Raw genomic sequence first — 3,422 nt, forward strand, 5'->3', positions numbered from 1 at the left:
AAGTATTAGGTACTAATGGTATTGAAGTTATCTTGCCAGAAACATACAAATCAACACCAGAACTGTCATTCGCAGTACGACACTTGAAAACTACAGCGGGTATTATGATTACGGCAAGCCATAACCCTAAGAATTATAATGGAATTAAAGTATATGGTTCAGATGGTGGCCAGTTATTAACAGAGCCTTCATTAGAATTAAGCCGTTATATTGATACAGTAGAAGACCCATTAAATATACAAGCAGACGACTTTGAAGCATTACAAGAACGTGAACTGATCTTACCATTTAAAGATGAAACAACTAAAGCTTATAAAGCAGCGGTTAAAAATCTTGTTGGTTCATTTGAATCGGCTGAAACAAAAACAATTTTAACAAGTTTACATGGCACAAGTCTGCCTTTATTGTCAGATGTACTTGAAGATTTGTCATATACAAACTATGTTGTTGAAGAAAAACAATCTACACCTAACGGTGATTTTCCAACAGTGCGTATAGCCAATCCGGAAGAAGCAGATACGTTTGATTTAAGTAAACAATTAGCTGAGAAAGAACAGGCTCAACTTATTATCGCAACTGATCCAGATGCCGACAGAATCGGTATTGTTGAACGTTATGAAGATGGGACAACAAGATATTTCAATGGTAATGAGATTGGACTATTACTCATTAAACTAAGACATGCGCAATTAACAAGTGATGTACATAAATACATGATTAAATCTGTCGTAACAGGTGCTTTAAGTGAAAAACTAGCCCAATCATTGAACATTGAAGTCATCAATGTATTAACAGGTTTCAAATACATCTCAGAACAATTAAAGCAATTAGAAGATAAACAATCACAACTAGTCTTAGCTTTCGAAGAAAGCCATGGTTATTTAGTAGAAGACTTCTCAAGAGATAAAGATGCGATACAAACAGCAGCACTATTGATTAAATATAAAGAACAATTGTCACAAGATAATCAAACTTTCAAAGATGTTTTAGACAATATTTATCAAGAACTAGGACAGTATAAAGATAAGACACTCTCACCAACATTTGCAGGTGCAGAAGGACGAGAAAAAATCCAACAAATTATGAATGACTTTAAACAGTTAGAAACAATTGAGTTAGACAATTTAACGCCATTGTATATAGAAAACTACATCACACAAGAATCTCGTGATATACAAAGTGGTGAGAAAAGCACTATTCAGTTGCCTCAAACAGATCTTATCAAATTTATATTTGAAGAAGGATTTATAGCAGTTAGACCATCAGGAACAGAACCAAAAATGAAACTGTATTTCTCATTGGATGTAGAGAAATTGGATGATGTGATTGAAGAATTTGAAAGAAAATTTAATTTAAAATAAGAAATATACAAAAAGCAACCTTTCAAGAAAAACGGAAGGTTGCTTTTTTGTGCACGATTAAATTTGGTGAAAGTTATAACCGGATATTTTATGCTATTAAAGTATTTTGAAAGTTAAATTAGTAAAATTACAATTCATTGTTATTTTATTTGAAATGAAGAAACAATGACAAAATTTAAATGTTTTTATTTTTATTTTTACTAAACATGATATAATCGTTGTATGAAAATTGTTCTTTTTTCAATACTTTTGGATCATGCAAAAAACAAAGGAACAAAGAAAATTAGTTGTTATTTGAAAGTAGGATTGACCACATATGCCACATTGGTCAATATCAATTTATATATTCATATTTAACTTTATATAATAACTATTTTCACAACATAAAAATGAAATGAGATGATTAATCATGATTTATACTGTTACATCTACATTACCTGAAATGCATGCAGGGAGAACCAAAGCATTACTACGTAGAATTGCTTTATACAATAACGAGCTAAATGTAAAACAAACAATCTTAACTACTAATTATAATCCGAATTATGAGTGTGTTTATTCAACGTTTATTAGAAAGAATACTTTAAATGAAGATACTCATATTGTGAATATATATGATTGGTTATCAAATTTTAAATTACATAATTTAAATAATGTTGAAGTTGATATTTCAGTGCATCAACCAGTTAGAGTAAAAAATTATTATGCTGTACCCAATTATGATAAAAATTGCGTAAGGTATTATGACAATGACAATGATAGGTATATCCTATACCGTCAATATTATCCTAATTCTGAAATTGTTAAGTTTGAGGATTATTTTGTTACAGGTACAAAGCATAAAACAGAAAGATGGGAGTACAATATAAATGGTATACTCCATAAGATTACCAATTATAGTCCTAAATTTAACAAAAAATTAGCGGAAAACTTTTATGACTTAGAAGGTAACATTTATTGTAAAAAATATTATGAAGATAATGAAGCTAATAAATTAGAATATATTTATACATATAAGGATGGAATTCTTAATAGTATTTACAAAACAGAAAAAGATTTATTTAAGTATTTCTTTAATTGTTTATTTAAAAAAGGGGATATAGTTTTTAATGATGCAAGACTTTTAGATCGCCCTTTATTGGATTGTAAGGTGGACATAAAACCAATACTAGTCTTTCATAATGCTCATAAAGTGGATGGAGAAATTAAAAATTCTTATAAATATGCATTGAATAATTCTGATAAAGTAACTAAATATTATTTACTTACTCATTCTCAACAAAGAGATATTCAAGAAGAATTTAATATAGAAAATGAAAAATTTACAGTTATACCACATTTTATTGAGAAATCAAATGAAATTGCTGAAAAGAAAGACCAATTCGTTTATTTAGGTAGATTTAATGAACAAAAACAGATGCCTCATCTTATTAAAGGTTTTAAGAAATTTAATCAGCATGGGTTTGATACTAAACTTGTTTTATATGGTGGCACAGATATTAAAGAGAAAGATGAAATTAAAAAACTTGTTAAAGAAAATGAACTTGAAAATTATGTAGAAATACATGATTTTACTAGTAATCCTGGTTTAGCATTCAGGGAGTCCTTAGCATCGTTATTGACAAGTAAATTTGAAGGGTTTGCATTAACAGTTATGGAAAGTATCAATGAAAATTGTCCAACTATTTCTTATGATATTAAATATGGTCCAAGCGAAATAATTGTTGATGGAGAAAATGGTTATTTAATTGAGGCAAATAATATTGATGCATTTGCTGATGCAATGGTGAAAATTAAACAAAATCCATTAAATAATGTTGAAAATAAAAAAGAACTTAGTTATGAAAGTGCAGTAAATAATTTTAAAGAATTAATAAATGAAGTTAAGAAAATTAATATTTAAAATCAAGTTATTCAAGAGAGGAAGAAAAATAATGAAAATAAAAAAAGCAATTATCCCTGCCGCTGGCTTAGGAACAAGATTTTTACCTGCTACAAAAGCAATGCCTAAAGAAATGTTACCAATATTAGATAAACCAACAATTCAATATATTGTAGAAG

General features: G+C 28.4%; 3 protein-coding genes. All 3 read left to right on the forward strand.

Annotation, left to right across the window (positions count from 1 at the left end):
- On the forward strand, positions 1 to 1,361 hold a 1,361-nt coding region (locus LQ617_RS15615), incomplete at its 5' end, for a phospho-sugar mutase (protein WP_239740780.1).
- 409 nt (positions 1,362 to 1,770) lie between these two features.
- A complete protein-coding gene (locus LQ617_RS15620) occupies positions 1,771 to 3,264 on the forward strand; it encodes a glycosyltransferase (RefSeq protein ID WP_126477717.1) in 1,494 nt (497 codons plus the stop codon).
- A 28-nt stretch (positions 3,265 to 3,292) separates the two neighbouring features.
- Positions 3,293 to 3,422 (forward strand): sugar phosphate nucleotidyltransferase (locus LQ617_RS15625; RefSeq protein WP_345773058.1); only part of this gene is annotated, 130 nt, incomplete at its 3' end.

The organism is Mammaliicoccus sp. P-M59, assembly GCF_022386135.1.
GTDB classification, from domain to species: Bacteria; Bacillota; Bacilli; order Staphylococcales; family Staphylococcaceae; genus Mammaliicoccus; species Mammaliicoccus sciuri_A.

What these genes read in the sequence shown, in the direction of transcription:
- LQ617_RS15620 (WP_126477717.1), top strand. Translation starts at nt 1,771, where the DNA reads ATGATTTATACTGTTACATCTACATTACCTGAAATGCATGCAGGGAGA.